28 protein-coding genes are annotated in these 24,894 nt (G+C 71.4%); 9 read left to right on the top strand and 19 right to left on the bottom strand.

Annotated features, from left to right (window positions below; all coding sequences use genetic code 11):
- Positions 1-89 precede the first annotated feature (89 nt).
- The 5 genes from ftsH to dacB form a co-directional block, all read right to left on the bottom strand.
- Positions 90-2,129 carry an ATP-dependent zinc metalloprotease FtsH gene (ftsH, locus tag S1361_RS22050; RefSeq protein WP_208036715.1) on the bottom strand — a complete coding sequence of 680 codons (2,040 nt, stop codon included), beginning with the start codon at positions 2,127-2,129 and terminating at the stop codon, positions 90-92.
- A gap of 217 nt (positions 2,130-2,346) precedes the next feature.
- Positions 2,347-2,907: a hypoxanthine phosphoribosyltransferase gene (gene hpt / locus S1361_RS22045; protein WP_031165039.1), complete on the bottom strand. Its 561-nt coding sequence runs from the start codon at positions 2,905-2,907 to the stop codon at positions 2,347-2,349.
- Between the two features lie 110 nt (positions 2,908-3,017).
- On the bottom strand, positions 3,018-4,076 hold the full coding sequence (gene tilS / locus S1361_RS22040; RefSeq protein WP_208033526.1) for a tRNA lysidine(34) synthetase TilS: 1,059 nt from the start codon (positions 4,074-4,076) through the stop codon (positions 3,018-3,020).
- Between the two features lie 191 nt (positions 4,077-4,267).
- Entirely contained in the window at positions 4,268-5,401 is a 1,134-nt protein-coding gene (locus S1361_RS22035) for a zinc-dependent metalloprotease (protein ID WP_208033525.1), read from the bottom strand.
- Positions 5,402-5,797: 396 nt separating this feature from the next.
- On the bottom strand, positions 5,798-7,354 hold the full coding sequence (gene dacB / locus S1361_RS22030) for a D-alanyl-D-alanine carboxypeptidase/D-alanyl-D-alanine endopeptidase (protein ID WP_208033524.1): 1,557 nt from the start codon (positions 7,352-7,354) through the stop codon (positions 5,798-5,800).
- A gap of 124 nt (positions 7,355-7,478) precedes the next feature.
- On the opposite strand from dacB, the gene S1361_RS22025 reads away from it, so the two are divergent.
- Together S1361_RS22025 and S1361_RS22020 are read left to right on the top strand one after the other, a co-directional pair.
- A complete protein-coding gene (locus S1361_RS22025) occupies positions 7,479-7,970 on the top strand; it encodes an inorganic diphosphatase (RefSeq protein WP_208036714.1) in 492 nt (163 codons plus the stop codon).
- 114 nt (positions 7,971-8,084) lie between these two features.
- A complete protein-coding gene (locus S1361_RS22020; RefSeq protein WP_208033523.1) occupies positions 8,085-9,737 on the top strand; it encodes a threonine/serine exporter family protein in 1,653 nt (550 codons plus the stop codon).
- A 26-nt stretch (positions 9,738-9,763) separates the two neighbouring features.
- Here S1361_RS22020 and S1361_RS22015 read toward each other — a convergent pair whose 3' ends face one another.
- Complete coding sequence (locus S1361_RS22015) at positions 9,764-10,783, bottom strand: DedA family protein (RefSeq protein ID WP_208033522.1); 1,020 nt, start codon at positions 10,781-10,783, stop codon at positions 9,764-9,766.
- 149 nt (positions 10,784-10,932) lie between these two features.
- Positions 10,933-11,697 carry a MerR family transcriptional regulator gene (locus S1361_RS22010; protein ID WP_208033521.1) on the bottom strand — a complete coding sequence of 255 codons (765 nt, stop codon included), beginning with the start codon at positions 11,695-11,697 and terminating at the stop codon, positions 10,933-10,935.
- A gap of 112 nt (positions 11,698-11,809) precedes the next feature.
- On the opposite strand from S1361_RS22010, the gene S1361_RS22005 reads away from it, so the two are divergent.
- Both S1361_RS22005 and gad read left to right on the top strand, forming a co-directional pair.
- The gene (locus S1361_RS22005; protein ID WP_208033520.1) at positions 11,810-13,093 is read left to right on the top strand and encodes an ion channel protein; all 1,284 of its coding nucleotides are present in this window, start codon (positions 11,810-11,812) and stop codon (positions 13,091-13,093) included.
- A 25-nt stretch (positions 13,094-13,118) separates the two neighbouring features.
- Positions 13,119-14,525: a glutamate decarboxylase gene (gad, locus tag S1361_RS22000; RefSeq protein WP_208033519.1), complete on the top strand. Its 1,407-nt coding sequence runs from the start codon at positions 13,119-13,121 to the stop codon at positions 14,523-14,525.
- Here gad and S1361_RS21995 read toward each other — a convergent pair.
- The 4 genes from S1361_RS21995 to S1361_RS21980 all read right to left on the bottom strand — a co-directional run bounded on the left by S1361_RS21995 (position 14,519) and on the right by S1361_RS21980 (position 18,262).
- Complete coding sequence (locus S1361_RS21995) at positions 14,519-15,124, bottom strand: PadR family transcriptional regulator (RefSeq protein ID WP_208033518.1); 606 nt, start codon at positions 15,122-15,124, stop codon at positions 14,519-14,521. The genes gad and S1361_RS21995 overlap by 7 nt on opposite strands.
- Before the next feature lie 80 nt (positions 15,125-15,204).
- Positions 15,205-15,756 carry a DinB family protein gene (locus S1361_RS21990; protein ID WP_208033517.1) on the bottom strand — a complete coding sequence of 184 codons (552 nt, stop codon included), beginning with the start codon at positions 15,754-15,756 and terminating at the stop codon, positions 15,205-15,207.
- 133 nt (positions 15,757-15,889) lie between these two features.
- A complete protein-coding gene (locus S1361_RS21985; protein WP_208033516.1) occupies positions 15,890-17,350 on the bottom strand; it encodes an aldehyde dehydrogenase family protein in 1,461 nt (486 codons plus the stop codon).
- Positions 17,351-17,437: 87 nt separating this feature from the next.
- A complete protein-coding gene (locus S1361_RS21980) occupies positions 17,438-18,262 on the bottom strand; it encodes a helix-turn-helix domain-containing protein (protein ID WP_208036713.1) in 825 nt (274 codons plus the stop codon).
- A gap of 344 nt (positions 18,263-18,606) precedes the next feature.
- Between S1361_RS21980 and S1361_RS21975 the strand changes: the two genes are divergently transcribed.
- Positions 18,607-19,104: an ATP-binding protein gene (locus S1361_RS21975; protein ID WP_243769258.1), complete on the top strand. Its 498-nt coding sequence runs from the start codon at positions 18,607-18,609 to the stop codon at positions 19,102-19,104.
- A gap of 111 nt (positions 19,105-19,215) precedes the next feature.
- Here the strand turns inward: S1361_RS21975 and S1361_RS21970 are convergent, their stop codons facing one another.
- The 8 genes from S1361_RS21970 to rpmG all read right to left on the bottom strand — a co-directional run bounded on the left by S1361_RS21970 (position 19,216) and on the right by rpmG (position 22,725).
- Positions 19,216-19,485, bottom strand: a complete 270-nt coding sequence (locus S1361_RS21970) for a DUF397 domain-containing protein (RefSeq protein ID WP_208033515.1) — start codon at positions 19,483-19,485, stop codon at positions 19,216-19,218.
- A gap of 146 nt (positions 19,486-19,631) precedes the next feature.
- Positions 19,632-20,108 carry an SRPBCC family protein gene (locus tag S1361_RS21965; RefSeq protein WP_208033514.1) on the bottom strand — a complete coding sequence of 159 codons (477 nt, stop codon included), beginning with the start codon at positions 20,106-20,108 and terminating at the stop codon, positions 19,632-19,634.
- Positions 20,105-20,452 carry an ArsR/SmtB family transcription factor gene (locus S1361_RS21960; protein WP_208033513.1) on the bottom strand — a complete coding sequence of 116 codons (348 nt, stop codon included), beginning with the start codon at positions 20,450-20,452 and terminating at the stop codon, positions 20,105-20,107. Before S1361_RS21960 ends, S1361_RS21965 begins: the two co-directional genes overlap by 4 nt.
- 7 nt (positions 20,453-20,459) lie before the next feature.
- The gene (locus S1361_RS21955; protein WP_208033512.1) at positions 20,460-20,834 is read right to left on the bottom strand and encodes a VOC family protein; all 375 of its coding nucleotides are present in this window, start codon (positions 20,832-20,834) and stop codon (positions 20,460-20,462) included.
- A gap of 71 nt (positions 20,835-20,905) precedes the next feature.
- Positions 20,906-21,139, bottom strand: coding sequence for a 30S ribosomal protein S18 (gene rpsR / locus S1361_RS21950; RefSeq protein WP_208033511.1), 234 nt, complete (start codon positions 21,137-21,139; stop codon positions 20,906-20,908).
- A complete protein-coding gene (locus S1361_RS21945; RefSeq protein WP_208033510.1) occupies positions 21,139-22,293 on the bottom strand; it encodes a CobW family GTP-binding protein in 1,155 nt (384 codons plus the stop codon). Before S1361_RS21945 ends, rpsR begins: the two co-directional genes overlap by 1 nt.
- Positions 22,290-22,553, bottom strand: coding sequence for a type B 50S ribosomal protein L31 (locus tag S1361_RS21940; RefSeq protein WP_208033509.1), 264 nt, complete (start codon positions 22,551-22,553; stop codon positions 22,290-22,292). Before S1361_RS21940 ends, S1361_RS21945 begins: the two co-directional genes overlap by 4 nt.
- A 7-nt stretch (positions 22,554-22,560) precedes the next feature.
- Positions 22,561-22,725, bottom strand: a complete 165-nt coding sequence (gene rpmG / locus S1361_RS21935) for a 50S ribosomal protein L33 (protein ID WP_030342652.1) — start codon at positions 22,723-22,725, stop codon at positions 22,561-22,563.
- A gap of 61 nt (positions 22,726-22,786) precedes the next feature.
- On the opposite strand from rpmG, the gene rpmB reads away from it, so the two are divergent.
- The 4 genes from rpmB to S1361_RS21915 all read left to right on the top strand — a co-directional run bounded on the left by rpmB (position 22,787) and on the right by S1361_RS21915 (position 24,893).
- The gene (gene rpmB / locus S1361_RS21930) at positions 22,787-23,023 is read left to right on the top strand and encodes a 50S ribosomal protein L28 (protein WP_208033508.1); all 237 of its coding nucleotides are present in this window, start codon (positions 22,787-22,789) and stop codon (positions 23,021-23,023) included.
- Positions 23,023-23,328 (top strand): 30S ribosomal protein S14, encoded by a 306-nt coding sequence (rpsN, locus tag S1361_RS21925; protein ID WP_208033507.1) that lies wholly within the window; start codon positions 23,023-23,025, stop codon positions 23,326-23,328. Before rpmB ends, rpsN begins: the two co-directional genes overlap by 1 nt.
- Before the next feature lie 68 nt (positions 23,329-23,396).
- Complete coding sequence (locus S1361_RS21920) at positions 23,397-23,888, top strand: hypothetical protein (protein ID WP_243769257.1); 492 nt, start codon at positions 23,397-23,399, stop codon at positions 23,886-23,888.
- A 489-nt stretch (positions 23,889-24,377) separates the two neighbouring features.
- Entirely contained in the window at positions 24,378-24,893 is a 516-nt protein-coding gene (locus S1361_RS21915; RefSeq protein ID WP_208033506.1) for a DUF4232 domain-containing protein, read from the top strand.
- Position 24,894 lies beyond the last annotated feature (1 nt).

Here is a 24,894-nt window from a genome sequence, read left to right as displayed (position 1 = left end):
ACATGCGAAATGCCGCGCCCCCCAGGCTAGAACCTGGGGGGCGCGGCATTCATTCCGGGCCTGCCGGCCGGAACACGGCCGGCTCGCCGTCAGCTCTCCCGGCGGTCCTCCGGGGACTGCTCGGTCACCGGGGCGGACTCCGCCGGCGTCGACTTGGCCGTGCTGATCGCCGCCGTCGCGCCGTTCGCACCGTTGGTCAGTGCCAGCTCCTTCGGGGAGAGCACCGGCGGGCGGGTGGACGGGGTGCGGCGGGAGGAGCCGGTCCAGGCGGGCCGCGGCGGGCGCTTGACGATCGGAGCGAAGATCTCGGCGATCTCCTCCTTGCCCAGCGTCTCCTTCTCCAGCAGCTGGAGGACGAGGTTGTCGAGCACGTCGCGGTTCTCGACCAGGATCTCCCAGGCCTCGTTGTGCGCGGTCTCGATCAGCTTCTTGACCTCCTCGTCCACCAGCGCGGCGACCTCTTCCGAGTAGTCGCGCTGGTGAGCCATCTCACGGCCGAGGAAGGGCTCGCTGTTGTCGCCACCGAACTTGATCGCGCCGAGGCGCTCGGTCATGCCGTACTGCGTGACCATCGCGCGGGCCAGGTTGGTGGCCTTCTCGATGTCGTTCGCGGCGCCGGTGGTCGGGTCGTGGAAGACCAGTTCCTCGGCCGCCCGGCCGCCCAGCATGTAGGCGAGCTGGTCGAGCATCTCGTTGCGGGTGGTCGAGTACTTGTCCTCGTCCGGCAGGACCATCGTGTAGCCGAGGGCGCGGCCGCGGGACAGGATCGTGATCTTGTGGACCGGGTCGGAGTTCGGCGAGGCCGCCGCGACCAGGGCGTGACCGCCCTCGTGGTACGCGGTGATCTTCTTCTCCTTGTCCGACATGATCCGGGTCCGCTTCTGCGGGCCCGCGACCACGCGGTCGATCGCCTCGTCCAGCGCCTTGTTGTCGATCAGCTTCTGGTCACCGCGGGCGGTGAGCAGCGCGGCCTCGTTCAGCACGTTGGCGAGGTCGGCACCGGTCATGCCCGGGGTGCGGCGGGCCACGGCGGACAGGTCGACGTCGGGCGCGACCGGCTTGCCCTTCTGGTGGACCTTGAGGATCTCCAGGCGGCCCTGGAGGTCCGGCGGGTCGACCGCGATCTGCCGGTCGAAGCGGCCGGGGCGCAGCAGCGCCGGGTCGAGGATGTCCGGGCGGTTCGTGGCGGCGATCAGGATGACGCCGCCCTTGACGTCGAAGCCGTCCATCTCGACCAGCAGCTGGTTCAGCGTCTGCTCGCGCTCGTCGTGACCGCCGCCGAGGCCGGCGCCGCGGTGGCGGCCGACCGCGTCGATCTCGTCGACGAAGACGATCGCCGGGGCGTTCGCCTTGGCCTGCTCGAACAGGTCACGGACCCGGGAGGCACCGACACCGACGAACATCTCGACGAAGTCGGAACCGGAGATCGAGTAGAAGGGGACGCCCGCCTCGCCGGCGACGGCGCGCGCGAGCAGGGTCTTGCCGGTACCCGGGCGGCCGTAGAGCAGCACACCCTTGGGGATCTTGGCGCCGACGGCCTGGAACTTGGCCGGCTCCTGGAGGAACTCCTTGATCTCCTGGAGCTCCTCGACGGCCTCGTCGCAGCCCGCGACGTCGGAGAAGGTCGTCTTCGGGGTGTCCTTGGTGATGAGCTTCGCCTTGGACTTGCCGAAGTTCATGACCCGGGAGCCGCCGCCCTGCATCTGGTTCATCAGGAACAGGAAGACGACCACGATCAGAACGAAGGGCAGCAGGGAGAGCAGGACGCCGACGAACGGGTTCTGCTTGGACGGCGAGACCGTGTAGCCGTCCGGAATCTGCTTGTCCTGGTACTTGGTCTGCAGCGAGCCGGCGAGCTGTACGCCCTGGTCGCCGATGTAGCTCGCCTGGATCTTCGAGCTGCCGTCGACCTTCTGGCCGTCCTTGAGGGTGACCTTGATGGTCTGCTCGTCGCCTGTGGTCAGTTTGGCCGACTGGACCCTGTTGTCATTGATCGCCGCAACGACCTGGCCGGTGTCCACCGTCTTGTAGCCGCCGGACGAGCCGACGACCTGCATCAACACGACCACGGAAAGGACGGCCAGCACGATCCACATGACCGGCCCACGGAAGTATCGCTTCACGTCCATCCATACGGAGCGGTGCCGCCCCGTCCCTCCTGCCATAGTGAGTTTGATAAGACAGTTCTTCTGACGGTACCCCAGCAATGTTGCCCGAAGCCGCACGGAGCCGTTTCGACGGCTGGGAATCCCGTCTCTGCATGCTCCAACGGAACGGAACCCGCTGGGGTTCCCGATCGTCCTACCGGGCTTGGGCCGAGTGGCTCAGCCCGCGGCCCGGGGCGGCTCAGCCGCCGTAGACGTGAGGCGCGAGAGTACCGACGAACGGCAGGTTGCGGTACTTCTCGGCGTAGTCGAGGCCGTAGCCGACGACGAACTCGTTGGGGATGTCGAAGCCGACCCACTCCACGTCGATGGCGACCTTGGCGGCGTCCGGCTTGCGCAGCAGCGTGCACACCTTCAGGGAGGCGGGCTCGCGGGAGCCGAGGTTGTTGATCAGCCAGGACAGGGTCAGGCCGGAGTCGATGATGTCCTCGACGATCAGGACGTGCTTGCCCTTGATGTCGGTGTCGAGGTCCTTGAGGATGCGCACGACCCCGGAGGACTGGGTGCCCGCGCCGTAGGAGGACACGGCCATCCAGTCCATGGTGACGGGGGTGGACAGCGCCCGGGCGAGGTCGGCCATGACCATCACCGCGCCCTTGAGGACGCCGACGATCAGCAGGTCCTTGCCCGCGTACTCCGCGTCGATCTTCGCGGCCAGCTCGGCCAGCTTCGCGTCGATCTCTTCCTTGGTGATGAGCACCTGCTGGAGGTCGGCACCCATGTCTTTCGCGTCCACCCGCATCACTTTCGGTCGTCCCGCACTTAAGGCCGCGTGCGCGGCCACCGGCTCCGGCCGCATGCACGGCCTCCGGCTGCCCGGCCCGCCGGAGGGTCGCTCCGGGAGGTCGGCATTCAGCCTTGCCGAATCACCAGTCTGCCACCCTGCCGCTGGGCGACGACCCGGCCCGGGAGATTGATGGCTCCCTGGCCGCGCCAGCCGGTGATCAGGCGGTCGACTTCCTCGATGTGGCGGGCGAACAGCGCACCGGCCGGGGCACCGGCCTCGATGGCGGCCCGGCGCAGGATCCGGCGGCGCACGGCGGGCGGGAGGGCGTACAGCTTGGCGCACTCCAGCAGACCGGCGGCGTCCCGTACCGAGGCCTCGGCCTGGCGGGCCCAGGCGTCCAGGGCGTCGGCGTCGTCGCGGGAGAGCTGGGCGGTGCGGGCGAGCGCCTCCACGACCCCCTTGCCGAGGGCCTTCTCCAGGGCGGGCAGACCCTCGTGCCGGAGCCGGGAGCGGGTGTAGGCGGGGTCGGCGTTGTGCGGGTCGTCCCAGACGGGCAGGGACTGGACCATGCAGGCCTTGCGGGCGGTCTGCCGGTCCAGGTGCAGGAAGGGCCGCCGGTAACGGCCGCCGGCCCCCGAGACCGCGGCCATGCCCGACAGGGAGCGGATGCCGGAGCCGCGGGCGAGGCCCAGCAGGACGGTCTCGGCCTGGTCGTCGCGGGTGTGGCCGAGCAGGACGGCGGCGGCGCCGTGGCGTTCGGCGGCGGCGTCCAGGGCGGCGTAGCGGGCGTCCCGGGCGGCGGCCTCGGGGCCTCCCTCGCGGCCGACGGTCACGGCGACGGACTCGACCGGATCGAGTCCCAGTCCGCGCAGCCGCAGGGCGACCTCGTCGGCGCGGAGGTCGGAGCCGGGCTGGAGACCGTGGTCGACGGTGACCCCGCCGGCCCGGATGCCGAGCTTGGGGGCCTCGAAGGCGAGGGCGGAGGCGAGGGCCATGGAGTCGGCGCCGCCGGAGCACGCGACGAGGACGAGCGGGGAGGGGAGCCGCTCGGCCGGCCGGTCCGGACGCGCGCCGGAGAACTGCAGGCCCGGGTGCACGCGGGAGGTCTGGTGGTCGTTCAGGATGTCGTGGAGGACGCGGCGGACCGCCAGGCGTATCGCCGCGACCGCAGGATGGGGACCCATGTCCGGTTCCCTTCATGAAGTTTTCGGGGGGTGAGCCCGAGACGGTCACTCAGAGTGTGTAGATGGTGACAGAAGCGGGCCGTTCCCCGAGCATTGCACGCCTACGCATGGCTCACGGTCCCTCGGACGGGTGATTGGAGGGGCGTTCGCCTGCCGTCGGCCGGATTCGTTTCACGACTCCCCCACGCCGCTCACGCCTCGGGCCTGCGGTGCACCCGTGCGACCCAGTCCGCCGGTTTGGCGATCTCCGCCTTGGTGGGCAGGGTGTTGGGCGAGGTCCACACGCGGTTGAAGCCGTCGACGCCGACCTGCTCGACCACGGACCGTACGAACCGTTCGCCGTCCCGGTACTGCCTGAGTTTGGCATCCAGACCGAGCAGCTTGCGCAGGGCCATGTCCAGACGGGAGGCGCCCTTGGCGCGGCGCTGCTGGAACTTCTCGCGGATCTCCGCGACGGTCGGTACGACGCTCGGGCCGACGCCGTCCATGACGTAGTCGGCGTGCCCCTCCAGCAGGGACATCACGGCCGTCAGACGGCCGAGGATCTCCCGCTGGGCGGGGGTCTGCACCAGCTCCACGAAGGAGCGTCCGCCGTCCTCCTCCTCGCCCTCGGGCCGGCCGCCGGCGAGGGACTGGGCCGCCTCCCTGATGCGCTCCAGGAAGGTCATCGGATCGACGTCGGTCTCGGCCAAGAACGACTGGATTTCGCCCTCCAGGTGGTCCCGGAGCCAGGGCACGGCGGTGAACTGCGTGCGGTGGGTCTCCTCGTGCAGGCACACCCACAGCCGGAAGTCGTGCGGCTCGACGTCGAGTTCGCGCTCGACGTGGACGATGTTGGGCGCCACGAGCAGCAGCCGGCCGCCGCCGTTCTCGCCGGACGGGAGGTCGCGGGCGGCCGGGGCGAAGGTCTCGTACTGGCCGAGGACACGGGAGGACAGGAACGACAGGAGCATGCCGAGCTCCACGCCGGTGACCTTGCCGCCGACGGCGCCGAGGACCGCGCTGCCCGGGTTGCTGCCGCGCCGTTCCTGCATCTTCTCCAGGAGCGGTTTGAGGATCTCCCGGAAGCCGGCGACGTTGGCGCGGACCCAGCCGGGCCGGTCGACGACGAGGACGGGGGTGTCGTGGGTGTCCTCGGTGCCCATACGAGTGAAGCCCCGGACGTGTCCCTCCGAGGCTTTCGCGTGCCGGCGCAGCTCCGCGACGACGGACCTGGCCTCGTCGCGGCTGACGTCGGGACCGGGACGTACGAGCCGTGTCGCGGTTGCCACCGCGAGGTTCCAGTCGACCATCCCGGGAGATGCGGTGCCGCCGAAGCCAGTCATGCTGTCAACCGTACGTGAGCGCTCCCGCTTCGGGCAGGCCATGGGGGCCGGCGGGTACCGGAGGCGTGGGCAGGTCCCCCGGTACGGCGGACCACGCCGACGGCGGACCGTGCCCGTGGCGGACCGGGCCCACGGCGGCGCGGGTAGCCCCACGGCAGCGCGAGCGGCCCACGGCAACGCGCCCGGTCCACGGCAACGCGGGTAGCTCACGGCGGCGCGGGTGGCCCACGGCGGCGCGGGTGAACCACGGCAGCGCGGGCAGGCCACGAGAGCGCGGGTAGCCCCACGGCAGCGCGGGCCACTCACGGCAGCGCGGGTAGCTCACGGCAACGCGGGCGGCCCACAGCAACGCGGGTAGCCCACGGCGGCGCGGCGGCGGTGCGCCGGTTGCGGCCGTCAGCCCGCCAGCGCCGTCGCCGCCTTGTCCAGGGCCGCCTGGGCCCCCACGGCGTCGGTCGTGTCCGAGGCCAGGAAGGCGAAGGCCAGGAGACGGCCGTCCTTGTCCACGACCGTGCCGGCGAGGGTGTTCACGCCGGTCAGGGTGCCGGTCTTGGCGCGTACGACACCGGCGGCGCCGTCGGTGTAGCGGGTGCTCAGGGTGCCGGTGAAGCCGGCCACGGGGAGGCCGGTGAGGACCGGGCGGAGGCCGGGGCGGTGCGGGTCGCCGGCCTTGACCAGCAGGGCCGTCAGGAGGTCGGCCGTGAGCCGGTCGTCGCGGTCGAGGCCGCTGCCGTCGTGGAAGGCGGCCCCCGCCATGGGCAGGCCGAGCTTGCGCAGCTGCGTGGCGATGGCCTCGGCCCCGCCGTCGAAGCTCGCCGGCTGCCCGCCGGCCAGGGCGGTGTGCCGGGCCAGGGCCTCCGCGATGTCGTTGTCGCTGTTGGTCAGCATGCGTTCGACCAGGGCGGACAGCGGGGGTGAGGAGACCGTCGCGAGGGTCTCCGCGCGCGTGCTGGCCTTCGAGGGGCCGGGGGACGTGGTGGTGATGCCGGCGTCCTTCAGGAAGCCGGCGAACCTGGCCGCCGCGTCCGCCGCCGGGTCGGCCACGCGGGTGACCGGGCCGCGGTCCGAGCCGTCGGTGCGGCCCTCGTCGACGGTGAGGGCGCTGACCGGGGCGAGGTTGTCGTTGACGCCGATGGGGTGCAGGGCCGGGCCGGTGAACAGGGTGGTGTCGTAGGACAGGGTGATCTCGTGGATGCCGCGCCGGTCCAGGGCCCCGGCGGTGTCCGCCGCCAGCGCCCGCAGGCCGGCCCAGCCGTCGGGCCGGGTGTGCGCGGTGAGGGTGGGGTCACCGCCGCCGACCAGGACGAGTTCCCGGGTGTCGGGTTCCAGGGCGGTACGGGTGGTGAGGCGGTGGTCGGGGCCGAGGGCGGACAGGGCGGCGACGGCGGTGGCGATTTTGGTGGTGGAGGCGGGGATGAGGGCCCTGCCGGCGTCGGCGCCGTACAGCCGGGCGCCGGTCGTGACGTCGACGACGGCCGCCGAACGCGGGCCGCCGAGCGCGGGAGCGTCCAGGAGCGGCCCCAGGACGCCGGAGAGGGCCTCGGGGTCCGGAGCGGCCTTCTTGGTGCCGACGGCGCTCGTGGTGCCGCCCAGGCCCGCCAGGACGGGCGCGGCGCTCGGCGCGGGCCGGGGCGCCCCGGCGTCCGTACCGGAGCGGCCGTGATCTGCGCCACCTGACCGCTCCAGGGCGGCGGCCCGGTCCCGCTCGGCCGTACGCTGACCACTGGCGTCCCAGGGACCGGCGACGGTCACCACGCCGGCGGCCAGCGCCAGGCCGGCGGTGGCGGCGCCCGCGGTGTACTGCCAGGTCCGGCCGGTCCGCGGACGGGGAAGACGGGGGAGGTGCCCAGGCCTGACGCGCACGGCGGCCCTCGCCAGCCCCGCGAGGCGCGGCCCGGCGGCCGTCACGGCGCTCGCCAGACGCGGTCGTACGGCGTTCGCGATCCGCTCCATCTGCGGTCTCGCGGCTCGCCAAGGCCTCAGCTCTGGCACGACCACCAGCCCCTTTCGCGATCACACACCTGCGTGAGGGACACTTAACCACCAGAACTATGTGCTGATCATGGAGGAGCCACCGGTGGAGTTCGACGTCACGATCGAGATCCCGAAGGGTTCGCGGAACAAGTACGAGGTGGACCACGAGACCGGTCGGATCCGCCTGGACCGTCGTCTCTTCACCTCGACCGCCTACCCGACCGACTACGGCTTCGTCGAGAACACCCTCGGCGAGGACGGCGACCCGCTGGACGCGCTGGTCATCCTGGACGAGCCGACCTTCCCGGGCTGCCTCATCCGCTGCCGCGCGATCGGCATGTTCCGGATGACCGACGAGGCCGGCGGCGACGACAAGCTGCTGTGTGTCCCGGCGACCGACCCGCGCGTGGAGCACCTGCGCGACATCCACCACGTGTCGGAGTTCGACCGCCTGGAGATCCAGCACTTCTTCGAGGTCTACAAGGACCTGGAGCCCGGCAAGTCCGTCGAGGGCGCCGACTGGGTCGGTCGCACCGAGGCCGAGGCCGAGATCGAGCGGTCCTACAAGCGTTTCAAGGACCAGGGCGGCCACTGACCGGCCGGTTTGCCTTCCGCGGGCCGCGGCACCCTGCGTGGGGTGGCGCGGCCCGTTTGCGTACCCATGCGCATACTGAGGCCTACGGAAGGTGTCGTTCAGGGAGCGGTGCAGGTGACGGAGGCGGAGGACCGGAAGCCCCGGTCCGACGAGGCGCGGTACGACCCGGAGATCACGTCCGAGTTCGCCATCCCCCGGGGTCTCGACGTTCCCAAGGGTGAGGACTCGGAGACGACGTCCGAGTTCGCCGTACCGGAGGGGCTGCTGACGCCGCAGCCGCCGAGTGCCGAGCCGGAGGGGTCGGCGTTCAGTCCGCCGAGCACCTACAGCGCGGAGCACGCCCCGGCCGCGTTCACGCCGGCCACCGGGGTGCCGCTGGTCAGCCTGGTCAAGGACGCGCCCTGGCAGGACCGGATGCGCACCATGCTGCGCATGCCGGTGGCCGAGCGGCCGGCGCCGGAGCCGGTGCAGCGGGTGGAGGAGGGCGGCCCGGCCGTCCCGCGCGTGCTGGACCTGACCCTGCGTATCGGAGAGCTGCTGCTGGCCGGCGGCGAGGGCGCGGAGGACGTGGAGGCCGCGATGTTCGCGGTGTGCCGGTCCTACGGCCTGGACCGGTGCGAGCCGAACGTCACCTTCACGCTGCTGTCGATCTCGCACCAGCCGTCCCTGGTGGAGGACCCGGTCACAGCGTCCCGGACGGTACGGCGGCGGGGCACGGACTACACGCGTCTGGCGGCCGTCTTCCGGCTGGTGGACGATCTGACCGACCCGGAGACCCATGTCTCGCTGGAGGAGGCCTACCGGCGGCTGGCGGAGATCCGCCGGAACCGGCACCCGTACCCCGGCTGGGCACTGACCCTGGCGAGCGGGCTGCTGGCCGGTGCGGCCTCCGTGCTGGTCGGCGGTGACGTCATCGTGTTCGTGGCGGCCGCGGTGGGCGCGATGCTCGGCGACCGGCTGGCGTGGCTGTGCGCGGGGCGCGGGCTGCCGGAGTTCTACCAGTTCACGGTGGCCGCGATGCCGCCCGCGGCGATCGGGGTGGCGCTGGCGCTGGCGCACGTGGACGTGAACGGCTCGGCGGTGATCACCGGTGGACTGTTCGCGCTGCTGCCCGGGCGGGCGCTGGTGGCGGGCGTGCAGGACGGCCTGACCGGCTTCTACATCACCGCCTCCGCCCGGCTGCTGGAGGTCATGTACTTCTTCGTCGGGATCGTCGTCGGCGTGCTGGTCGTCCTGTACTTCGGCGTGAAGATCGGCGGCAAGCTCAATCCGGACGCGGCGCCGACCATCTCCGAGCGGCCGCTGATCCAGATCGCGGCCTCGATGCTGCTCTCGCTGACCTTCGCGATCCTGCTCCAGCAGGAACGGTCCACCGTGCTCTGGGTGACCCTCAACGGGGGTGTCGCCTGGTCGGTGTACGGCGCGATGCACTACGTGGGCGACATCTCGCCGGTGGCCTCCACGGCCGTGGCGGCCGGCCTGGTGGGGCTGTTCGGGCAACTGCTGTCCCGGTACCGGTTCGCCTCCGCGCTGCCGTACACGACGGCGGCGATCGGGCCGCTGCTGCCCGGTTCCGCGACGTATTTCGGACTGCTGTCCATGGCCCAGAACGACGTGGACAAGGGGCTGGTGTCGCTGGCCAAGGCCGCGTCGCTGGCCATGGCCATCGCCATCGGGGTCCACCTCGGGTCGGAGATCTCCCGGTTGTTCCTGCGGGTCGGCTCCGCCGGGAAGCGGCGGGCCGCCAAGCGGACCAGGGGCTTCTAGGCGCCCCGGGCTCCCCCGGGCCCGCGCTACTGCCGGCGGTGGTCGTACGGGTACTGGTGGGGGTCGTACTGGTTCTGGCCGTACTGACCGGGGTCGGGCTGATCCTGGCCGGGCTGGCCCTGGCCGTACTGGCCCTGGCCGTACTGGTCCTGGCCGGGCTGGTTCGGGTCGTACTGCTGCTGCGGATACTGCTGCTGGGGGTACTGCTGCTGCGGGTACTGCTGCTGGTCGTAGTACTGGCCGTAGCCCTGCTGCTGGTTCCAGTCCTGCTGCTGCGGCTGCTGGTACGGGGGCTGCTCCGGCTCGATGCGGCGCAGGCGGGTCGTGGCGTCGTCCATGACCGGGGGCTGCTGGTACCGGGACTGCGGGTACTGCTGCTGGTGGGCGGGCTGCGGCTCGGGCTGGGGGCGGGTCTGCTCGGCCTTCTTGTTCTTGCCGCGGGCGCGGAGGAACTCGAAACCGATCGGGATCACGGAGACGAGGACGATCAGGATGAGCATCGCCTCGATGTTGTTCTTGACGACGGGGACGTTGCCGAGCCAGGAGCCGAGCAGGGTGACGCCCGCGCCCCACAGGACGCCACCGATGACGTTGAAGATCAGGAACGAGCGGTACTTCATGCCGCTGACGCCCGCGATGATCGGCGTGAAGGTGCGCACGATGGGCACGAAGCGGGCCAGGACCAGGGACTTCGGGCCGTACTTCTCGAAGAACTCGTGCGCCTTGGTGACGTTCTCCTGCTTGAACAGGCGGGAGTCCGGGCGGTTGAACAGGGACGGTCCGACCTTCTTGCCGAACATGTAGCCCGCCTGGTCGCCGAGGACCGCGGCGAGGCAGATCAGCGCGATGGCGGCCCACAGCGGGAAGTCGAGGTCCCCGGACGTGATCAGCAGGCCGCACGTGAACAGCAGCGAGTCACCCGGCAGGAAGAAGCCGATGAGCAGGCCGGACTCGGCGAAGACGATGAGCAGCAGGCCCCAGATGCTGTAGGTGTCGAGCAGATAGTTGGGATCCAGCCAGCTCGGGCCGAGGGCGAGTGTCATCACGGGTCCGGGCTCCTGAGGGGGTGAGGCGGCTTGGCCGGCACGGCATCCATGTACGGCCGCACAAAGCTATCAACGTGAGGTGACCGCCCCGGGTTCCACCGGTGATGCCGGGAGTGGTTCCGGCCCGGGCGCGAACCCGGGCCGGAACATCAGGATGCGGTGTGCCGGGCCGCGTTCGCGACGATGGCGTCCCGCAGGTATCCGGCCAGACCGGTCCGGATGGCCTCGTACGTGGCGGTGAAACGCGCGTCGGCGACGTACATCTCACCGAGGCACGCGTGCATCTCGTGCCCGCAGTCGTAGTACGCGCCCGTGATCCACAGGCGGTGCTCCTCGGCGACGTCCATGGCCGCCTCCGAGTCCGCGGGGACGCCCTCGGCGAGCAGGTCCGCCATCCGGCGGTGGATCGCGTCCATCTCCTCGTTGATCCGCTTCCAGTCCTCCTTGGTGTACGAGGCGGTCCGCCGCTGCGACTGGCGGTAGGCCTCGGTGTCGCCCCAGCGCTCCTGCACCTCGTCCGCGTACTGGTCGGGGTCGAAGTCGCCGAAGACCTCGAACTTCTCCTCCGGCGAGAGGTTGATGCCCATCGTGCGTGCCTCCATGGCGTGCTCCACGGCCGCGGCCATCTTCTGCAGCGTCTCGATCCGGGCGGTCAGCAGCCGGTGCTGGCGGCGCAGGTGCGTGCGCGGGTCCGCGTCCGGGTCGTCGAGCAGGGCCGCGACCTCGTCGAGCGGGAAGCCGAGCGCGCGGTAGAACAGGATCTGCTGGAGCCGGTCGAGGTCGGCGTCGCCGTAGCGCCGGTGTCCGGCGTACGTCCGCTCGCCGGGCACGAGCAGGCCGATCTCGTCGTAGTGGTGCAGGGTGCGCACCGTCACGCCGGCGAACCCCGCGACCTGTCCCACGGAGTAGCTCACTTTCCGCTCCTTGTCGTCGGTACGCCTCCACGCTGAGGCCTCACGCCACGTGAGGTGCAAGTCGGATCCGCTTCGGGATGTTGCATGCGTTTTGTCCGCTTATGGTGAGCCCGTGGCCCAGGAGACGACGCAGGCGCCCCCGAGCGCTCGGACCGCCCCCGCGCGGGCTCTGCTGCCGTTCATCCTGCCCGCCGTCGTCGTGGGCGTGGCCGCGAGCCTGCTCTTCGTCGGGGTGAGCACGGCGGCGGAGCAGCTCCAGCGAGTGCTGTGGGGGCCGCTGCCGGACGCGCTGGGCGTGGGCCGCTGGTCCGTGCTGTGGATGTTCGTCATGCTCACGGCCACCGGGATCGCCGTAGGACTGGTGGTCTGGAAGGTGCCCGGTCACGCCGGTCCCGACCCCGCCACCCTCGGGCTGAACGCCCCCGTCCTGCCGCCCGCCGTGCTGCCGAGCCTGCTGCTGGCCACCGGGCTCATGCTGGCCGGCGGTCCCAGCCTCGGCCCGGAGAACCCGATCATCGCCGCGAACGTGAGCCTCGCCGCCTGGCTCGGCGGACGCCTCATGCCCAGGACGCCGGGCACCCTGTGGCCCGTGCTGGCGGAGTCCGCGACGATCGGCGCGCTGTTCGGCACGCCGGTGGCGGCGGCGCTGGTCATCTCCGAGGCGCTGGCGGGGCAGCCCCTGCGGGGCCGGCTGTGGGACAACCTGTTCGCCCCGCTGACCGCCGGCGCGTGCGGGGCCATGACGACCACCCTGGTGTCCCACCCCACCTTCGACCTGGGTCTGCCGCCCATGGGCCATCCGCGCGGCACGGACCTGCTGGCCGCGCTGGTGATCGCCTCGGTGGCCGCGGTGCTCGGCATGTGCGCCGTCTACGCCTTCCCGTACGTCCACGCGGCCTTCCGGCGGCTGCGGCACCCGATGCTGATGCTCCCGGCCGGCGGGGTCCTGCTGGGCGGCCTCGCGGCCCTGGGCGGACATCTGACGCTGTTCAAGGGGCTGTCCGAGCTCGGGCAGCTGGCCCGTGACCCGGAGGGCTGGTCGGCGGGCGAGTTCGCCACCATGACGGTGGTGAAGCTGGCCGCGCTGCTCGTCGCCGCGTCCTGCGGATTCCGGGGCGGCCGGATCTTCCCCGCGGTCTTCGTCGGCACCGCCCTCGGCCTCACCGCCCACGCGCTCGTGCCGGCCGTGCACCCCTCGCTGGGCGTGGCCACGGGCGTCCTCGGCGTCCTCCTGGCGATCACCCGGCAGGGCTGGGTGAGCCTGTTCACCGCCGCCGTCCTGGTCGCCTCGCCCGCCATCCTCGCCCTCCTGTGCATCGCCTCGCTGCCGGCCTGGCTGCTGGTGACCGGCCGTCCGCAGATGCAGCTGCACGAGGACGGCACCCCGGTCCGCTGACACTCATCCCCCTGGAGGCGCCCCCATGGCCCTGCACAAAGGTTCCGAGCGGCACGACGTGCGGACGGTGTCGGTCAACCCGTTCTACGGGGAGGCCAACCCGGTCGGCGGCATGACCGAGGCACCGCCCACCCACCGGCTGCCGGACGCCCCGCTGCCCCCGTCCACGGCGTACCAGCTGGTCCACGACGAACTGATGCTGGACGGCAACGCCCGGCTGAACCTGGCCACATTCGTCACCACCTGGATGGAGCCGCAGGCCGGGGTGCTGATGACGGAGTGCCGGGACAAGAACATGATCGACAAGGACGAGTACCCGCGCACGGCCGAGCTGGAACGGCGCTGTGTGGCGATGCTCGCCGACCTGTGGAACGCGCCGGACCCGGCGGCCGCGGTGGGCTGTTCGACGACCGGGTCCAGCGAGGCGTGCATGCTCGCCGGGATGGCCCTGAAGCGGCGCTGGGCGAAGCGGAACGCCGACCGGTATCCGTCCGAGCGGCCCAATCTGGTGATGGGGATCAACGTCCAGGTCTGCTGGGAGAAGTTCTGCAACTTCTGGGAGGTGGACGCCCGGCTGGTCCCCATGGAGGGCGAGCGCTTCCACCTGGACCCGCAGGCCGCCGTCGAGCTCTGCGACGAGAACACCATCGGGGTCGTCGGCATCCTCGGCTCCACCTTCGACGGCTCCTACGAGCCGATCGCCGACCTGTGCGCGGCCCTGGACGCCCTCCAGGAGCGCACCGGGCTCGACATCCCGGTGCACGTGGACGGCGCGTCCGGCGGGATGGTGGCGCCCTTCCTGGACGAGGACCTGGTGTGGGACTTCCGGCTGCCGCGCGTGGCGTCGATCAACTGCTCCGGGCACAAGTACGGCCTCGTGTACCCGGGCGTCGGCTGGGCGCTGTGGCGGGACCGGGAGGCGCTGCCCGACGAGCTGGTGTTCCGGGTGAACTACCTGGGCGGCGAGATGCCGACCTTCGCGCTGAACTTCTCCCGGCCCGGCGCCCAGGTGGTCGCGCAGTACTACACGTTCCTGCGGCTGGGCCGGGAGGGCTTCCGCGCGGTGCAGCAGTCGACGCGGGACGTGGCGCGCTCGCTCGCCGACCGGATCGCCGCGCTCGGCGACTTCCGGCTGCTCACGCGCGGCGACGAGCTGCCTGTGTTCGCGCTGACCACGGCCGACGACATCACGTCGTACGACGTCTTCGACGTCTCCCGGCGGCTGCGCGAGGGCGGCTGGCTGGTGCCCGCCTACACCTTCCCGGCCCACCGGGAGGACCTGTCCGTGCTGCGGATCGTCTGCCGCAACGGCTTCTCGCACGACCTGGCCGACCTGTTCGTCGACGACCTGACCCGCCTGCTGCCGGAGCTACGGCGCCAGCCGCACCCGCTGACCCGGGACAAGGGCGCGGCCACCGGGTTCCATCACTGACTCCCCGCGTCCTCGGCGAGCAGGCCGGCGAACGGTTCGCCCTCGCCGGCGAAGGTGTAGGCGCCCTGCTCGATGCGGGCGACGAGGCCCCGGGTCCACTCGGCCTCGGAGTCGGCCGTGTGGATCCACATGTTCATGATCTCGCCGATGTGACCGAGCTGTCCGGGGCCGCCCTCGGGGATGTAGTGCTCGGTGACCGAGGACCGCCACTCCTCGATCCGCCGCATGCGTTCCTTCAGCAGCGCCACCGTCTCGGCCCTCGGCAGGTCCACCATGAAGCCGAGGGCGGCCGTCTTCACGTCGCCGCGCTGGTCGTAGGTGACCAGCGCCTCACGCAGCAGGGCGAAGTACTCCTCGGTGCCCTTGCCGGTGAGCTCGTACTCGACCCGCGGCGGCCCGCCCGCCGTGGACGGCGCGATCTCGTGCGCGTGCAGCAGCCCCTGCTTGGCCATCTGCTTCAGGGCGTGGTAGATCGAGCCCGGCTTGGCGTTGGACCACTCGTGCGCGCCCCAGTACTCCAGGTCGCCCCGGACCTGATAGCCGTGGGCCCGCCCGTGCTGGCGGACCGCGCCCAGCACGAGGAGTCGGATCGCTGACATGGGGTCCAGGTTAGGACCCCGCGATCAGCCCGCGATCACCCGCGCACGCCGGCCCCGCCCCGGCCCGGCCTCGGACCTGGCTACTGCCCCCAGGAGGTGCCCTGCTCCAGGGCCACCAGCTCGAACGCCGTCTTCCCGTCCAGCGACTCGCGGATGATGTCGGCGTGGCCGGCGTGCCGGGCCGTCTCGCGGATCAGGTGCAGGCACAGCCAGCGCAGCGAGACGCGGCCCTCCGGCGGGAACCAGGGGTCGGGCGGCAGCGGGAAGGTGTCGTCCAGGCTGGGCGCGGAGCGGATGAACTTCTCCGTCTCGGCGGCCACCTGCTCCCAGTACGCCAGCTGCGAGGCGACCGTCTCGTCGCCGACCAGCTGGAAGGTCTCGTGCCAGTTCGTCTCGTCGCGCCGCACTGCCGGCGGCTCCTGCTTCGCGCGGGCGATCCAGCTCTGCTCGACCTCGGCGACGTGCTTGAGCAGGCCGCCCAGGGACAGCTCGCTGGCGCTGGGCCGGGTACGGGCCTGCTCCTCGGTCAGTCCGAGCAGCGCCCGGCGGATCCCGCCGCGCTGCTCCTCGACGAACGCGAGCAGCGCCCCGCGCTCGTCGCCCTTCGCCTCCGCCGGAACGTGCGTGACCATGGCGTACCGCCTTTCGTGGGGCCGTTCGCCGGGGAGGTTTCCCCCGACACCGAAGACGCTACGGGGCATTGAGGACAGATCCTGTCCTCAATGCCCGGCCGCGTCGAAAAGGAGCGGGAAAGGCAGCGCGCGGTCAGAAGGGGAACCCGCTGCGGCCGTGCTGCACCGAGATCCACTTCACGGTCGTGAACGCCTCCAGCGTGGTCTCACCGTTGAGGCGGCCCAGGCCCGAGTGCTTCTCGCCGCCGAAGGGCACGATCGGCTCGTCGTGGACCGTGCCGTCGTTCACGTGGAACATGCCGGTCTCGATCCGCTTGGCGAAGGCCACGCCCCGCTCGACGTCGCCCGTGTGCACGGCGCCGCTCAGGCCGTACGGGGTGTCGTTGACGATCCGCACCGCCTCCTCCTCCCCGTCGAACGGGACGAGGAAGACGACCGGGCCGAAGACCTCCTGCTGGAGCAGCGCGGAGTCCGCGGGGACGCCGGTGAGCACGGTCGGCTCGACCAGGTTGTTGGTGGTGCTGCCGCGCACCAGGGCGGTGGCGCCCTCGGCGAGCGCCTGCTCCACGGTGCCCGAGACGGCGTTGGCCTGCGCGGAGTTGATCACCGGGCCGATCACGGTCTCCGGGTCGCGCGGGTCACCGACCTTGAGGGTCCTGACCTTGGCGACGAACTTCTCGGTGAACTCCTCGGCGACGGAGGCGTCCACGAGGACCCGGTTGGCGGCCATGCAGACCTGGCCCTGGTGCACGAACCGGCTGAAGACGGCAGCGTCCACCGCGTAGTCGACGTCGGCGTCGTCCAGCACCACCAGCGCGCTGTTGCCGCCCAGTTCCAGCACCGAGCGCTTGAAGTGCCTGGCGCAGACGGTGGCGACGTGCCGGCCGATCTTGTCGGAGCCGGTGAAGGAGATGACCTTGGGGACCGGGTGCTCCAGGAACGCGTCGCCGATCTCGGCGATGTCGGTGACGACGACGTTGAGCAGGCCGCCGGGCAGCCCGGCCTCCTCGAAGATCTTCGCGAGCAGGGTGCCGCCGGCGATCGGGGTGTTCTGGTGCGGCTTGAGCACCACCGCGTTGCCGAGCGCGAGGGCCGGCGCGACCGACTTCAGCGACAGCAGGAAGGGGAAGTTGAACGGGCTGATCACGCCGACGACGCCGACCGGGACCCGGTAGACGCGGTTCTCCTTGCCCTCGGTCGGGGAGGGCAGGATCCTGCCCTCGGGGCGCAGCGCGAGGTGGATCGACTCGCGCAGGAACTCCTTGGCGAGGTGCAGTTCGAAGCCGGCCTTCACGCGCGTGCCGCCGAGTTCGGCGATGATCAGCTCGGCTATCTCCTGCTCGCGGTCTTCTATCAGCCTCAGGGCCCGCTCGAACACCGCGCGCCGGGTGTAGGGGTTGGTCTCGGCCCACTTCTTCTGGGCGCGGGCGGCTGCCTGGTAGGCCTGGTCCACCTCGTCGACCGTGGCCACGGTGATCGACGCGAGCTTCTCGTCGTCGTAGGGGTTGAAGTCGATGACGTCCCAGGAACCGGTGCCCGGGCGCCACTCACCGTCGATGTACTGCTGGGCCAGGTCGGTGAAGTAGGACGACATGTGATCCCTCAATCGCTAGCGGACACCAGATCCGTGCATGCCTGAGCGGACGTCATCCTACTTGCAAGTAAAGGGAGTTGGGGCGGGTCAGGACAGTTGCAGCAGGCCGCGCAGCAGGTCCCGGCTTTCGTCGGGCCCGGGGCTGTCCTGCTGGAGTTCCTTCAGGGCCTGCTCGTACTGGGCGACGTCCTCGCGTTTGTCCAGGTAGAGGGCGCTGGTCAGCTGTTCGAGGTAGACCACGTCGGACAGGTCGGACTCGGGGAAGCTGAGGATGGTGAAGGCGCCGCTCTCGCCGGCGTGCCCGCCGAAGCTGAACGGCATCACCTGCAGGCGCACGTTGGGCCGCTCGGAGATGTCGATCAGGTGCTGGAGCTGGCCGCGCATCACCTCGCGGTCGCCGTAGGGGCGGCGCAGGGCGGCCTCGTCCAGGACGATGTGGAACTCGGGGGCGTTCTCGGCGAGCAGGTACTTCTGCCGCTCCAGGCGCAGGGCGACCCGGCGTTCGACGTCGGCGGTGCTCGCCCCCTTCATACCGCGCCGGACCACCGCGCGGGCGTACTCCTCGGTCTGCAGCAGGCCGTGCACGAACTGCACCTCGTAGGCGCGGATCAGCGCGGCGGCTCCCTCCAGGCCCACGTAGGTGGGGAACCAGCTGGGCAGGACGTCGGTGTAACTGTGCCACCAGCCCGCCACGTTGGCCTCCCGGGCGAGGGAGAGCAGCGACTCGCGCTCCGCCTCGTCGGTGATGCCGTAGAGGGTGAGCAGGTCTTCCACGTCTCTCGTCTTGAAGCTCACCCGGCCCAGCTCCATCCGGCTGATCTTCGACTCGGAGGCGCGGATCGAGTATCCCGCCTTCTCGCGCGTGATCCCCCGTGCTTCACGCAGTCGCCTGAGTTGCGAACCGAGCAGCATTCGCCGCACCACCGATCCGGGCTCTCCCGCGCTCACGTTCGTCAGCCTCCCCAACCGTCCTCAGGGGCCGAAGTCTGCCACTAAAACACTCCGAGCAGTACTCGCCCGGTTACGGAAACGGAAAGAGGTCGGCCGTTTCTGCCGGGGCTCGACCGGGAAGAGGTCCGGACCTCTGGCGGGACGCCCGGGAAGATGGCAGAAAAAATGACCAAGAAGTGGTACGGGCAGTGTCATTTCGGTCGCGTGCACGTGCATCTGCCCTTGCATCTGCTCTGCGCATCCGAAACCATGGTGGCGCGCCACCGCTGCATCGCAACGACCGCGAATTCCCGGGAGTGCCTCGCATGGGGACGAATGGATCGACCATGCTCAAGCCGTTACGGCAGGGCCTTCCGCCGCTGGATCCCGCGGCCGTGTCCGATGCCGCCTCCTGCGGCCTGCCCGCCCGTTACGAGGCGGTGCGCGAAGCCCGGCGCTTCACCCGCGACACCCTGGACCGGTGGGACGTCGGGGACCGTTTCGACGACATCTGTCTCGTCGTCTCCGAACTCGTCACCAACGCCCTCCGCCACGCGGTGCCGGCCGCTCCGTGCCGGGGCGACGCGCACCGTCCGCCCGTGCGGCTGCACCTGATGCGGTGGAGCGAGCGGCTGGTGTGCGGGGTGCGCGACCCCAGCCACGAGACCCCGGTCCCGCGCGACTCGGACGACTTCTCCGCCGAATCGGGCCGCGGGTTGTTCCTGGTCGAGTCCTTCGCCGACAGCTGGGGCTGGCACCCGCTCGCCGGCACGGCCGAGGGCAAGATCGTCTGGGCGATGTTCCGGCTGCCTACGGCGGGCTGATCCGTTCCACACGCGGTGGACGCGCTGTTTCTACGCGCGTCCACCCTCCATGTGCCTATGCGTTTACGCCGACATCGTTGCCACGGAGGCCACGCGGACTGATCGCCCGCGTCAGCTCGCCACGAGATGGTCGAACTCGCCGTCCTTGATACCGAGGAGCATGGCCTCGATCTCGGCGCGCGTGTAGACGAGCGCCGGCCCGTCCGGGAAGCGCGAGTTGCGCACGGCGACCTCGCCACCCGGCAACCGCGCGAACTCCACACAGGAACCCTGCGAGTTGCTGTGTCTGCTCTTCTGCCAGGCCACTCCGTTCAGCTGCGTGGCAGCCATGCCGTTGTACACGTCGTACCCCCCGTACACGCCGTCGACGTCGCGGTCCACAGGTCGCTCCCCGGTGGTGCACTGGCTGGTGAGGCCATAGATGCTGTGGTCAACTGACCCGGATCATAACTTGGTTCACGTGCGGATGCAGGAGCAAATGCACGTGCACGAGGAGTGGCCCTGCGGTTACAGCCTTGACGTGCGCTTTACCGAAGCTGTTCCAGCGTGCGCCCAAGAGCAGGCAGGACATGTCCCGTCCAGCCCCCACCCATGATCTTCCGGGCCATCAGCTGAGCCGGGTCGTCCGGGTCGAACCCCTCGTGCACTAGGAAGAGACGCGTACCGCGCCCCTCATGTTCCAGGGTCCAGGTGACGGTCCAGTCGGCGGGGTTGGCCGGATCGGCATCCGCCCAGCGGAGGGACAGCATCCGCTCGGTGTCGTAGGCCAGCACCTCGACCTCTACGACGCCCGAGAAGCGGGTGCCCGGACGCGGGACGGAGGTCATCCGGTACCGGTGGCCGACGCTGAGCCGGAAGTCCCCGGCACCGGGCATCTGCCAGCGGGCGAGCAGCTCGGGGTCGGTCAGGGCGCGCCAGACCTTGGCGGGTGGGTGCGGGAAGAACTGGTCGACGCGGATCGTGGTGAGGTCGTCGGCGTCGTCGGGTTCGGGTACCGGGCTCATGACGGCTCATCGTCGGGCATCTGGTCGAGCAGGTCGCCGAGGCCCTTCAGCCGCTCGCGCCAGAACCGCTCGTACGGATGGAGCCAGTCCTGCACCTCGGCGAGCGGGGCCGCCTCCAGGCGGTAGATGCGCTGCCGGCCGGAGCGGTGCTCGGAGACCAGGCCGGCCTCCCGGAGCACCTTGAGGTGTTCCGAGAGGCTCGGGCGGCGCATGTCGAAGTGGTCGGCCAGGGCCTGTACGGGCTGCGGTCCGCGCTCACGCAGCAGCCGCAGCACCTCGCGGCGGGTGGCGTTGGCCAACGCAGCGAAGACGCGGTCCTCGGCGGCGGTACCCGTACCGTTCATGGCGCCGTCAGAAGCCTTCCTTCTCGGTCAGCAGCATCAGACCGTTGCCGTCGGGGTCCGCGAAGGAGGCCATCCGCCCCCAGGGCAGTTCCTCCGGGCCCTGCACGGGGGTGCCGGCCGCGGTGAGCCGGGCGCAGTCCGCGTCGACATCAGTCGTGACCAACATGATCCCGCGCGCGGAGCCCGCCTCGAAACCGCCCATCCCCGGCCCGGAGAGCGTGAAGACGGTCTGCGCCCCCCTGGGCGCCACCTGCAGCCAGCGCCCCTGGGGCATCTCCCGGTCGGCGGTGACCTCGAAACCGAGGACGTCGCGGTAGAAGCGCAGGGCTCGGTCCTGGTCGGCGACGGGAAGCGTGACGAAGGAGGCGTGCGTGATGTTCATGGACAGCACATTAGGTAGGCATTTCCCTACCAGTCAAGCGTAGGGGAATGCCTACCCATCCGACCGCCGGCTCAGCGACCGCCGTACGGCAGCAACGCCATCTCCCGCGCGTTCTTCACGGCCCGCGCCAGCAACCGCTGCTGCCGGGCGGTGACCCCGGTGACCCGGCGGCTGCGGATCCTGCCGCGGTCCGAGAGGAACCTGCGCAGCAGGTCGGTGTCCTTGTAGTCGAGGCAGGTCACGCCCGCCCGGTCCAGGGGGTTGGGGCGCTTGCGGGGGGAACCGCGGTCGCTCTTGCGGGGCATTAGACCTCCAGCAGGGTGTCGAAGGCGGGCGGGAGCTTCCGCCAGGAGTCCCGCCCGGCGGCGTACTCGGCGTCGGTGAGCAGGCAGGACTCCAGCAGGTGCGCGAGCCCGTCGCGGTCGAGGCCGGGCGAGGTGAAGACCAGGTGGTTGCAGCAGTCGCCGTGCCGGGGATGCCAGTCCAGCGCGGCCGCGGCCCGGCGCACCGGCGGGACCATCTCCCAGGCCGCCTCCGGCAGCGCGGCCAGCCAGGGCCCCGCGCTCTCCACGCACAGCGCCCCGCCGGCCGCGTCCCAGTGCAGCAGCACATCGGGCTTGTCGGCGAGCCAGAACCGGCCCCGGCTGCGCGCCGCGGCGCAGGTCAGATCCTCCAGCGCCGCGTACAGCCGCTCCGGGTGGAAGGGCCGGCGGCGGTGCCAGACGAGGGTCGAGACGCCGTGACCGTCGGCCTCCTGAGGCAGCAGCGCGCAGGCCGGGTGCTGCGCGGCCGCCGCGGCCTCCACGTCGAACCCGGCGAGGGCGGCCCGGGCGAGCGGCCCCGGGGCGTGCGCGCCCGCCGGGCCCCCGTGGCCGATCGGGACCCGGCGGGCCGTCGGATGGAGCTGCGCGAGCAGCTCGCGGTCCTCGTCGTCGGCCTCCGGGGAGTCGGCGACGGCGAGCACGGGCGCGTACTCCAGCTGCCGGGCGAAGGTGTCGGCGACCGTGCGCCGGTCGGTCGCCGCCGCGGCGAGCCCGGCCTCGGCGAGATCGTCACCGTTGCCGAGGTACGGCAGCACCAGCGCCGGATCGACCGCGGTGATCACCGAGGTGACGGTCAGTCCGCCGGCCGCGATCACCTCGGCCATCGCCTTGGGCTCCACCGAGTCCCACAGTTCGACGACCGCCAGCCGGGTCGTGCCGGCATCGGCGAGCCGTCGCAGCTCGGGCACCAGGTCCTCGCGCAGCGCGCAGCACGCGCAGTCGTCGACCAGCGGCGTCTCCCCCGTCGACACGACACCGTGGCGGTCGCGGACCGTCCGCACGACCGTGCCGGCGGCGGCCGCCGCGAGGTCGTGGTGGAGTACGACGCTCCCGGGCACCTCGGCGAGCAGCCGGTCGACGGCCGCCGTGCGGGCGGCGGTGTGCAGCCCGGCCACGACGGCCACCGACAGGCTCACGCCCCGCCCCGCTTCCCGTACCGGCGCTCGAAGCGCTCCACGCGCCCGGCGGTGTCCAGCACGCGTGCGGTGCCGGTGTGGAAGGGGTGGCTGACGTCGGAGATCTCGACGTCCACGACCGGGTAGGTGTTGCCGTCCTCCCAGTCGATCGCCCTGCCGCCCAGCCTGTCGACGAGTGTCGAGCGGGTGAGGAAGGCGTGGTTCGCGGCGCGGTCGCGGAAGACGACCGGCCCGTAGGCGGGATGGATTGCCTTGCGCACGGCGGGGTCAGCGCTCCTCTCGGAAGTCGACGTGCCGGCCGGCGGCCGGGTCGTACTTGCGCAGCGTCATGCGGTCCGGGTCGTTGCGACGGTTCTTCCGGGTCACGTAGGTGTAGCCGGTTCCGGCGGTGGACCGGAGCTTCACGACGGGGCGGAGTTCGTTGCGTGCCATGCTGCTACCTTACTGAAAATGAAATCCATTAGCATCACCGTCTGAGGAGAGCTACGTCACCGTGTCCGCGCACTGCATGCTGACCGGGGCCCGGCCGGGCTTCGGCAACCGCATCTCGCACTCCCACCGGCGCACCTCCCGCCGCTTCGACCCCAACCTCCAGACCAAGCGCTACTGGCTGCCCGGCGAGGGCCGGTACGTCCGGCTGCGGCTGAGCGCGCGGGCCGTCAGGACGGTGGACGCGATCGGCGTCGAGGCGGCCGTCGCCCGCATCCGCGCCCGGGGAGTGCGGGTCTGATGGCGAAGAAGAGCAAGATCGCGAAGAACGAGCGGCGCAAGGAGACCGTCGCCCGGTACGCCGAGCGCCGCGCCGAGCTGAAGGAGATCGTCCGCCGGACCGACACCCCCGAGGCCGGACGGCTCGCCGCCCAGCGGGAACTGCGCAGGCAGCCCCGGGACGCCAGTGCCACGCGCGTCCGCAACCGCGACCAGGCCGACGGCCGTCCACGCGGCTATCTGCGCGCCTTCGGCCTGTCCCGGATCGGCCTGCGCGAACAGGCACATCGGGGATACCTGCCCGGGGTGCGCAAGTCCTCCTGGTAACTGCTGGTAGCTTGCGCTGCGGGCCGTCCGGCGAGGGCGGCCGGCCGCTACCGCGGAGGGAGCTTCCGGTGACTACTGCGAGTGCGAGGGTGCGGGGCGTGGCCCTGGCCGCGGGACTGGTGGGCGCGCTGGCGCTGACGGCGTGCAGCGGATCCGGCGGTTCCGGGGACAATGCCAGTTCGCCGGCCTCGGCCTCGTCGGGCGCGTCCGCGCGTACGGCCTCGCCGGGTGGGACCGGGGCTTCCGCCAGGCTCCAGGGCAGCTGGATCACCACCGCCGACGGCAAGATCGTGGCGCTCGTGGTCACCGGGAAGCAGGCCGGGGTCTTCGCGACCGGCGGGACCGTGTGCAGCGGGACCGCAGGGGCCGAGGACGGCATGCAGATGATCCACCTGACCTGCCCCGGCGGCGGCAAGGAGCGAACCACCGGCATGGTCGACTCCGTCGACGACACGACGCTGAAGGTGACCTGGTCGGGCAAGACCGGCCAGGAGACGTACACCAAGGCCGAGGGCGGCAAGCTGCCGTCGGGGCTGCCGACGGTGCCCGTGAAGCAGTGAAGGGCCGCCCGGGGAGCAGTGAAGACGCCCGGGGAAGGTGGTGACTGCGGCCGGGGAGCGGTGAAGGCTCCCGGGGCAGACAGCGTGAGCAGCCGCGAGCGGTGAAGGCTCCCGGGGCAGACAGCGTGAGCAGCCGCGAGCGGTGAAGGCTCCCGGGGCAGACAACGTGGGCAGCCGCGAGCGGTGAAGGCTCCCGGGGCAGACAACGTGGGCAGCCGCGAGCGGTGAAGGCTCCCGGGGCAGACAACGTGGGCAGCCGCGAGCGGTGAAGGCTCCCGGGGCAGACAGCGTGAGCAGCCGCGAGCGGCGAAGGCGCCGGGGCGACGGCGTGGGCCGGGAGCGGTGAAGGCGCCTGGCGGGGCCGCGACGGCGCGCGTCAAGCGGTGCGAGCACCCCGAAGCGGTGAATCGGGACGGGGCGCGTGATCGTGTTCCGGGCGCAGGCGCCATGATGCGGGGAGACCGTCCCTACCTCGATGGGAATCTGCTCATGCGCGCCATTCCGCTCACCGTCACCGCCCTCGCCGCCGCTCTGCTGCTGACCGCCTGCAACGACAGCGGCGGGGACAAGAACGGCAAGAGCGGCTCCGCCTGCGACACCGGCGGTGTCTCCGTGCAGATCGGCCCGGCGAGCGTGGCCCCGGCCGCCGGCGACACCGGCGAGGTCCCGGTGAGCATCACCAACCAGAGCGCGCCCTGCACCCTGGACCACTTCCCGGCCGTCGTGCTGGCCGCCGACGGTCACAAGGCCACCGTGCCGGCGCTCAAGGGCGCGAAGGCGCAGAAGCTGAAGCTGGCCAAGGGCGACTCCGCGTCCTTCTCCATCAGCTACGTACGCGGCAAGGACGGCGCCGGGAACGCCCTGGCGGCGAAGAGCGTGACGATCACCCTGCCCGGCTCGGACGCCGGCCGCAGCTTCCCCTGGAAGTACGGCCCGGTCGCCGCCAAGGCCGACGGGAGCGGGCCGGACGCCTCCGTGAGCGCTTTCCAGCAGGTCGGCGACTGAA

The sequence above is a fragment of the Streptomyces cyanogenus genome (assembly GCF_017526105.1).
GTDB lineage: Bacteria > Actinomycetota > Actinomycetes > Streptomycetales > Streptomycetaceae > Streptomyces > Streptomyces cyanogenus.
Note: the sequence above shows the minus strand (reverse complement) of the source record. Positions and strands in the feature narration are given on the sequence as shown.

Excerpts from the sequence above, each read along its gene's own strand:
- S1361_RS21915 (WP_208033506.1), top strand. The coding sequence starts at position 24,378 with ATGCGCGCCATTCCGCTCACCGTCACCGCCCTCGCCGCCGCTCTGCTG.
- ftsH (WP_208036715.1), bottom strand. The coding sequence starts at position 2,129 with ATGGACGTGAAGCGATACTTCCGTGGGCCGGTCATGTGGATCGTGCTG.
- rpmG (WP_030342652.1), bottom strand. The coding sequence starts at position 22,725 with ATGGCACGCAACGAACTCCGCCCCGTCGTGAAGCTCCGGTCCACCGCC.
- hpt (WP_031165039.1), bottom strand. The coding sequence starts at position 2,907 with ATGCGGGTGGACGCGAAAGACATGGGTGCCGACCTCCAGCAGGTGCTC.
- S1361_RS22035 (WP_208033525.1), bottom strand. The coding sequence starts at position 5,401 with ATGACTGGCTTCGGCGGCACCGCATCTCCCGGGATGGTCGACTGGAAC.
- S1361_RS21990 (WP_208033517.1), bottom strand. The coding sequence starts at position 15,756 with ATGGTCACGCACGTTCCGGCGGAGGCGAAGGGCGACGAGCGCGGGGCG.
- rpsN (WP_208033507.1), top strand. The coding sequence starts at position 23,023 with ATGGCGAAGAAGAGCAAGATCGCGAAGAACGAGCGGCGCAAGGAGACC.
- gad (WP_208033519.1), top strand. The coding sequence starts at position 13,119 with ATGGCCCTGCACAAAGGTTCCGAGCGGCACGACGTGCGGACGGTGTCG.
- S1361_RS21960 (WP_208033513.1), bottom strand. The coding sequence starts at position 20,452 with ATGAACGGTACGGGTACCGCCGCCGAGGACCGCGTCTTCGCTGCGTTG.
- tilS (WP_208033526.1), bottom strand. The coding sequence starts at position 4,076 with ATGGGTCCCCATCCTGCGGTCGCGGCGATACGCCTGGCGGTCCGCCGC.
- S1361_RS21955 (WP_208033512.1), bottom strand. The coding sequence starts at position 20,834 with ATGAACATCACGCACGCCTCCTTCGTCACGCTTCCCGTCGCCGACCAG.
- S1361_RS21995 (WP_208033518.1), bottom strand. The coding sequence starts at position 15,124 with ATGTCAGCGATCCGACTCCTCGTGCTGGGCGCGGTCCGCCAGCACGGG.
- S1361_RS21975 (WP_243769258.1), top strand. The coding sequence starts at position 18,607 with ATGGGGACGAATGGATCGACCATGCTCAAGCCGTTACGGCAGGGCCTT.
- dacB (WP_208033524.1), bottom strand. The coding sequence starts at position 7,354 with ATGGAGCGGATCGCGAACGCCGTACGACCGCGTCTGGCGAGCGCCGTG.
- rpsR (WP_208033511.1), bottom strand. The coding sequence starts at position 21,139 with ATGCCCCGCAAGAGCGACCGCGGTTCCCCCCGCAAGCGCCCCAACCCC.
- S1361_RS21980 (WP_208036713.1), bottom strand. The coding sequence starts at position 18,262 with ATGCTGCTCGGTTCGCAACTCAGGCGACTGCGTGAAGCACGGGGGATC.
- S1361_RS21985 (WP_208033516.1), bottom strand. The coding sequence starts at position 17,350 with ATGTCGTCCTACTTCACCGACCTGGCCCAGCAGTACATCGACGGTGAG.
- S1361_RS21965 (WP_208033514.1), bottom strand. The coding sequence starts at position 20,108 with ATGAGCCCGGTACCCGAACCCGACGACGCCGACGACCTCACCACGATC.